At 55.7% G+C, this 6332-nt stretch carries 8 protein-coding genes and 1 pseudogene; 5 read left to right on the forward strand and 4 right to left on the reverse strand.

What is annotated here, in order from left to right:
* Positions 1-148: ATP-binding protein (locus tag GKC28_RS26250; RefSeq protein ID WP_217434227.1), on the forward strand; the 148-nt coding region annotated here is incomplete at its 5' end.
* A 161-nt stretch (positions 149-309) separates the two neighbouring features.
* On the opposite strand, the pseudogene GKC28_RS25695 reads toward GKC28_RS26250, so the two are convergent.
* The 3 genes and pseudogenes from GKC28_RS25695 to GKC28_RS25705 form a co-directional block, all read right to left on the reverse strand.
* Positions 310-1297, reverse strand: a pseudogene (locus GKC28_RS25695) (IS630 family transposase).
* A gap of 202 nt (positions 1298-1499) precedes the next feature.
* Positions 1500-2255: a carbonic anhydrase gene (locus GKC28_RS25700; RefSeq protein WP_174149779.1), complete on the reverse strand. Its 756-nt coding sequence runs from the start codon at positions 2253-2255 to the stop codon at positions 1500-1502.
* Positions 2256-2585: 330 nt separating this feature from the next.
* Positions 2586-3026, reverse strand: coding sequence for a cyclic nucleotide-binding/CBS domain-containing protein (locus GKC28_RS25705; RefSeq protein ID WP_174149780.1), 441 nt, complete (start codon positions 3024-3026; stop codon positions 2586-2588).
* Between the two features lie 210 nt (positions 3027-3236).
* Between GKC28_RS25705 and GKC28_RS25710 the strand changes: the two genes are divergently transcribed.
* The 4 genes from GKC28_RS25710 to tnpB all read left to right on the forward strand — a co-directional run bounded on the left by GKC28_RS25710 (position 3237) and on the right by tnpB (position 6189).
* Positions 3237-3911 carry a response regulator transcription factor gene (locus GKC28_RS25710; RefSeq protein ID WP_174149781.1) on the forward strand — a complete coding sequence of 225 codons (675 nt, stop codon included), beginning with the start codon at positions 3237-3239 and terminating at the stop codon, positions 3909-3911.
* The gene (locus GKC28_RS25715; protein WP_174149782.1) at positions 3898-5286 is read left to right on the forward strand and encodes a HAMP domain-containing sensor histidine kinase; all 1389 of its coding nucleotides are present in this window, start codon (positions 3898-3900) and stop codon (positions 5284-5286) included. Before GKC28_RS25710 ends, GKC28_RS25715 begins: the two co-directional genes overlap by 14 nt.
* 184 nt (positions 5287-5470) lie before the next feature.
* Entirely contained in the window at positions 5471-5881 is a 411-nt protein-coding gene (locus GKC28_RS25720; protein ID WP_254604422.1) for a transposase, read from the forward strand.
* Positions 5881-6189 (forward strand): IS66 family insertion sequence element accessory protein TnpB, encoded by a 309-nt coding sequence (gene tnpB / locus GKC28_RS26975; RefSeq protein ID WP_368041174.1) that lies wholly within the window; start codon positions 5881-5883, stop codon positions 6187-6189. The genes GKC28_RS25720 and tnpB overlap by 1 nt, the downstream gene beginning before the upstream one ends.
* Here tnpB and GKC28_RS26255 read toward each other — a convergent pair.
* On the reverse strand, positions 6127-6332 hold a 206-nt coding region (locus GKC28_RS26255; RefSeq protein ID WP_217434226.1), incomplete at its 5' end, for a hypothetical protein. The genes tnpB and GKC28_RS26255 overlap by 63 nt on opposite strands.

A 6332-nucleotide genomic window follows, 5' to 3' on the forward strand; every position in this document is an offset into this window, starting at 1 on the left:
CTTCGGTGACGCCAAGATGACAACCGCGCTTCTGGATCGCGTAACTCATCACTGCGCAATCATCGAGACAACTCATCACTGCGCAATCATCGAGACAGGCAACACGTCATACCGGTTCGCACAGAGCAAGCGACGCAGAAAAACATAAACGTCGCGCAAGCAAAGGCCCCAGACGGACTCGCTATAGGAGGGCGGCCCGCCTGGGGCCTTTGCGCCACAAGGGGTGGGTCAAATTCAAACGCTGAAACCGGGTCAGTTTTGAACGCTCATTGACAGGGCACAGCTCGGCAAGATCTGCATCAACACGTTCTAGTCACCTGAATCTGAAGTTCCTGTCAGTGTTTTCTGGCAGAAGCGTTTTACGGATGCGAGGATTTCATCGGCGGATTTAACCCATCGGTAGGGTTTGGGGTTCTCGTTATGAAGTTCTATGAACGCTGCAATATCGGCCTCCAACTCAGCCACCGATCGATGAACGCCGCGCTGGATTTGCTTGCGGGTCAGCTCGGCGAACCAGCGCTCGACCTGGTTCAGCCAACTCGCCGAAGTGGGCGTGAAGTGCACGTGCCAATGCGGGCGGCGGGCCAGCCAGGCCTTGACGCGCGCCGTCTTGTGGGTGGCGTAGTTGTCCATGACCAGATGCACGTCCTGGTCTTCGGGCACGCGCCGGTCCAGTTCCTTGAGGAAATCGAGAAACTCCGTCGCACGGTGCCGTTTGTAGCATTTTCCGATCACCGCACCGGTGGCGATGTCGAGCGCCGCAAAGAGCGAGGTGGTGCCGTTACGAATGTAGGTATGCGTGCGCCGTTCCGCGACACCGGGCGCCAGGGCAGGACGGGCTGTTCGCGGTCCAGCGCCTGGATTTGCGATTTCTCATCTATACACAACACGATAGCCCGGTTCGGCGGCGACATGTAGAGGCCGACCACGTCTTGCACCTTGTCTACAAAGAGCGGATCGACCAATGGGTCGCATCCTTCGGCGTGGTTTCCAAGGTGCGTTTCATGACATCGGCCACCTGCGCATCCGACACCGTGCGCGGGCGTCCCGCGCGGTATTCATCCGAAAGCCCCTCGATACGATGCTCTGCAAAGCGCCGTCGCCACTTGCCGACCGTATGTTCGGAATGGCCAAGCTCCGCGGCAATTTCTTTGCTGGAGAGGCCATCCGCGCATCTCAGCACGATCCGGCACCTGTCCGAAAGCGACCGCGCGGCCTTATGCCTTCGCAACTGAGCCTCCAGAAAGCCACGCTCATCCTCGCTGAGTTCGATAACCACCGATGCCCGACCACGCATGAAACACCCCCCAAATTTGCTTCAAATCAATGATGGCAAATTCGGTTCCGGGTGACTAGTCCTTGAGCCCAAAGTTCCAGATGCTGCGCTTTGCATGAATGACAGCTTTAGCATCAGTGAGTGGTTGACATGCTAGTACAGCCAATTACCCGAGGCGAGCACGTGTTCGCCTCGGGTCGTTCTGTTCGGGGTTATGGGTGAGCTAAAAACCCTGCAAAAGCCGCCTTCTATTCAGCTGTTGCAGTGGCCGATTGTTGTGCGGGAAGATTTCCGCGAATTCCGCAATTTGCTGATCAGAGGCTGGCACAATCTCTTCATACACGACCCAGGTCACGATCTCGCTACATGGCGGGGTGGTCAGCGAACCTGCATATGTGAAGTGCTTCGAGGATTGCGGCAGCAAGTCCTGCGGGTGGATCGTCGCGGAAACGCGAGCCGACCCCTTCGACGCGGGGGCGGCGGCCCAAATCGGAGCCAAGACCTCATTTTCCTGGCCTTCCTCGAGGAACACGCCAAGAACTAGCAAGTCTCCATCTGCCGACTTGTGCACAAAATGCGCCTCCATCGGATAGTGTTCGCCATCGACGGTGTGTTCGCTTTGATGGTGAAAGTGGAACTGCAGCAAATCGTAAGGCTTGTCGTTCACAATCGAAACGCTGCCTTTCGGGAAATTGGCTTGCAAGGTGTGCCCGTTGTTGACCACCTCGAAATTGCTGACCGAACGCCACCGTGTTGTGACCGTATCCACATCCGCGCGCGTGGCATCCGTGAGATCAATCGGCGATTGCTGTCGACCAGCTCCACAGACATGATAGTCCTCGGACAGATCGGCCCAATTCTCAGGGCCAGATTCTCCGTCATATCCCCATTCGTTTCCTGTGCCTGCCATGGCTGTTTGAGCGGCAGCTGCGCATATCGGGCAGGCCGCCAGCACTCTTAAGACTTGTCTTCTTTGCATCGTTTTTCTCCTTAGTTTTGAAAATTAGGGGCGCGCTATGGGCGCCTGGGTTTGGTTTTGAGCCGGTTGGCGAGTAGCTCTGCTTTGAAGATGCGCGACGCGGGGAAGGCGCCGCCGTCACGTCCAAAGGTTGTTCTGGGTGGGTCCTGCTGGTGATGCACAGGCTGGCAAGCACGGCCCTTCACCCGATGGGGACCTTCAGGCGGGAACCACAAGGCAGCGGCAACCGTCCTCGGGGGAGACCCACCATCCAAGCTCTGCCCCAGGCGGTCCTCAGTGCGTTGGCTTTCAAGGGTCATGGGAGGTTCCTCTCACCAAGCAAGTCGCGCCTCATGCGGCGCTGTGCATTCCGGCGATGTCACGCAGCACTAAGATTTCGAGTTGTTGGTCCGCATGCACCTTTTGAAGGATGTCCTTGATGGAGACGAACCCGAGTATGGCCTCTCCATCTTTGACAACCAGGTGACGGATGCGATGTTTGCCCATAAGTGCGAGAGCGGCGGCAAGATCAGTTGAGGCCTGACACATCACGGCATTCTCCGTCATGGCCTGCCCGACGGTGATGTCGTAGAGGTGTGCATTCTTCAGAAAAGCTTCACGCACCATGTCATGTTCGGTAACGACTCCAACGACATCGCCATCTTTGTCGCGCACGATGGCTCCGAACATCTGCTGATCGAGTAAGCGACCTGCAAAGTCGTAGAGGTTCTCTTCAGGTTCCGTGAAAAACTGGGTATCGAGGCCAGAAATGAGAGCGGATACAGTGGTCATGGATCATCGCCTTTCAAACTGTTGAAGCGCTTTCGCACTCGTCGGCCGGACATCGGCGTCGCCTCACAACTCGCCAGATCACACTCATTTCACGCGGGCTTTTCCCGAACTTTGAAAATTTGTAAGTTTTGGGAAGGCTGCCAGCCATGTAAGATTCCAGGTAGTGCTCGCGCATCATTGCCCGCAAGAATCACAAAGGGACGATATCCAATGAGAATCCTGCTGGCTGAAGATGACAAGAAAACATCTGACTATGTTTCCAAGGGTCTGCAAGAAAGCGGCTATCATGTCGATATCTTCGATGACGGTCGCGATGCCGTCAATTTCTGCCTCTATAATGAGTGTGATGTCGTCATTCTGGACCGCATGATGCCCGGGATGGATGGGTTGTCGGTGCTCAAAGCGATGCGCGGGGCCGGTCTTGAAACACCCGTTATCTTTCTGACCGCCATGGGTGACGTCGATGACCGTGTGGTGGGCCTATCTGCCGGCGGTGACGATTATCTGGTAAAACCGTTTCACTTCTCGGAGCTTCTCGCGCGGGTTCAGGCCATATCGCGCAGGAAGGGCGTGGCGGAGACCACAAAACTCCTCCTTCATGATCTTGAGCTTGACCTGTTGTCACGCACCGCAAAACGGCAGGGTCAAACAATTGAACTTCAAACTAAGGAGTTCTCCTTGCTGGAAGTCTTCATGAGCAATCCCGGTCGCGTTATCACAAAAACCATGCTTTTGGAGCGGGTGTGGGACTATACCTTCGACCCCAACTCTACCGTGGTGGAAACCCATGTCAGTAGGCTGCGGGCGAAGATAGACAAACCCTTCGACACGCCCTTGCTCCATACGATCCGCAACACCGGGTACTCTATGCATGGACCACGCTAGCGTATTTGCCGGAGCACCCTTTCGAACGGCGCTCTATGCCGCAACCCTCTTCGGGCTTTTGCTCTTAGGGGTTGGTTGGTTTGCGTATCAACGTGTTGAGAGCGCACTTCAGGCGAACCTCGAAGCACAGATCCTCGAGGAGCAAATTCTCCTGCATGAAATCCTTAAGGACGGCGGTGGCGATGCTATTGAACGGACAGTTGAGCACCTTAACAGCCCTTTGGCGACCAGACGGCACTTGGTAGGCCTGTTTGACGAAGCAGGACAGTTTCTCGCGGGTAACATCGACCAGGCACCAGATTTTGTCGGATGGCAAGTCAGATCATCCGGAGAGCTCAGTTTCCTTGGCCTGCAGGAGGATCATCTGTTGAACGCTTCCCTTCAGGACAGTTATCGAACCATCGTTGGACGGTCCCTGGCTCCCAAAAGCCAAGCCTTAAAGACACTCATGGAGGGCCTGTTCCTGTTTGTTGTGGTTGTTTTGCTGACGACACTATCATTCGGATACATGCTGAGTCGCCGCAGCCTCTTTAAGCTTCAAACCATTGAGCAAACTCTTGACCAGGTGTCTAAAGGCGACATGACTGCACGTTTGCCCGTATCGTCGGCCAAGGATCAGATCGACCGTATCTCTGTTCAGGTGAACGGTCATCTCGAACAACTCTCAGCGTTGATGGCGACAACCAAGTCGTCGATCGCTGCAATCGCACATGATCTCAAGACTCCCCTGTCACACGCTTTCATGGCACTTCGGGCGGTTCTCAACAGGATCGATCAAGGCAAGGACCCGCACGCTGATCTTGAAGAGTTAGAGCAAGAGTTGCAGCGCCTAAACTCAGTGTTCGATACGATCCTGAGAATTTCCCGAATAGAGACATCTGGTGCCCGCACCTACTTCAGCCAGGTAGACCTGAAAGACGTAGCTGAAGAGATGTACAATACGTTTCAGGCGGTCGCAGAAGAGAAAGGTCAAGTAATTCGGCTTGATCTGGAGGGACACGCGCCTCTAATGGTTTGGGGTGACCACAAAATGCTGCTTCAGTTAGCCTATAACCTTGTCAACAACGCCATTGAGCATTGCCCGATCCGAAGCCAGATTACACTCCAAACGCGATCTCTCGATCAAGGCGCGACATTCATCGTCGTAGATGACGGGCCCGGCGTTCCAAATGACGCCCGTGCGAAGATCTTTGACCCTTTTTTCCGAACAGACAGCAGCCGCTCATCTGGTGGTAATGGGCTGGGACTGGCCCTCGTCCGCGCAATTGCGACGCGCCATGGAGCAACGGTACGTGCCTATGACAACAATCCAGGACTAAAGATCATGGTGAGGTTCCCAGATTTGAATGAATTTAAGGCGCTGCCAAATATATAGACCATACGGCGCTGCTAGTCGGCTCTTTTCAGTTTCTAGCAATTCTTTCGACAAGATATGATAAATAGTATCCGCCGTTTCCCTCCCATTGAGATTTTTGTAAGCGTCGTCTCGACGCCACGTTGCTGCTGATGGCTTCGGCTGCGAAGTGATCTCCATCTCATGATGGGGAGTGCGTTTCGCAATGTGCGCTACAAATTCGTTTCTCAAATCGCTGGGCGTCGAGATCTACACGTCGGGTCATCGTCGTTGGCCGGATGAGGCAAAGGCCTTGGCCGTCTCGATGACCCTGGAAGCTGGAGCGACTGTAAATGCCTTAGCGGAGCGGTTTGGCATTCTGCCCAATCAACTTTCAGCGTGGCGACGAGAGGCCAAACAGGGCAAGCTGGTGCTGCCTGCTGCCGAAGTCGAGGAACCTGTCTTTGCGCCGCTCGTCGTCTGCGAGGTCGCCGAGGAGGAAGCGCGTCCGAAGGTAACATCGCAGGCGGCCCCTATCAGGATCATTCGGGGGGCTGTTGTGATCGAACTGGCGCATGACATGCCCGTCGCTCGGGTCGCGGAGATCGTCCACGCGCTCGAGGCGCATCCATGCTGATGCTCTCGCAGGGTGTGCGGATTCTGGTGGCGACGAAGCCGGTCGACTTCCGCAAAGGCCATGACGGTCTCGCGGCCCTGGTCCAGTCTACTCTGGCGGAAGATCCGTTTACCGGAACGGTCTTCGTCTTCCGCGCGAAGCGCGCCGACCGAATGAAGATCCTGTTCTGGGACGGCAGCGGGCTCGTGATGGCCTACAACCATCTGCATTCATACTACACCTCTTTCCTTGTAAGCACCCGATTTCTACCGCGGGGGCTGGTCCTTGACGCGTGCGATGATGTCGGGATCGTCGACGGAGTCTTGTAAGAAGTCGTTCCAGCGCTCCGGCGAACGCCGGGCGTCCGCGAGCATGTCCTTCAGTTCGCAGATGCCATCGTCGGTCAGCGTCGTGATGTATTTGTCTTGCCCGATCTGAACGCTGACGATGCTGCCGTAGGACAGGTTGTCGT

Source organism: Leisingera sp. ANG59, from assembly GCF_013317235.1.
Lineage (GTDB): Bacteria > Pseudomonadota > Alphaproteobacteria > Rhodobacterales > Rhodobacteraceae > Leisingera.

Bases quoted from the DNA above. Each gene is read 5' to 3' on its own strand.
- GKC28_RS25700 (WP_174149779.1), bottom strand. From the start codon at position 2,255: ATGCAAAGAAGACAAGTCTTAAGAGTGCTGGCGGCCTGCCCGATATGC.
- GKC28_RS25705 (WP_174149780.1), bottom strand. From the start codon at position 3,026: ATGACCACTGTATCCGCTCTCATTTCTGGCCTCGATACCCAGTTTTTC.
- GKC28_RS25710 (WP_174149781.1), top strand. From the start codon at position 3,237: ATGAGAATCCTGCTGGCTGAAGATGACAAGAAAACATCTGACTATGTT.
- GKC28_RS25715 (WP_174149782.1), top strand. From the start codon at position 3,898: ATGGACCACGCTAGCGTATTTGCCGGAGCACCCTTTCGAACGGCGCTC.
- GKC28_RS25720 (WP_254604422.1), top strand. From the start codon at position 5,471: ATGTGCGCTACAAATTCGTTTCTCAAATCGCTGGGCGTCGAGATCTAC.
- tnpB (WP_368041174.1), top strand. From the start codon at position 5,881: ATGCTCTCGCAGGGTGTGCGGATTCTGGTGGCGACGAAGCCGGTCGAC.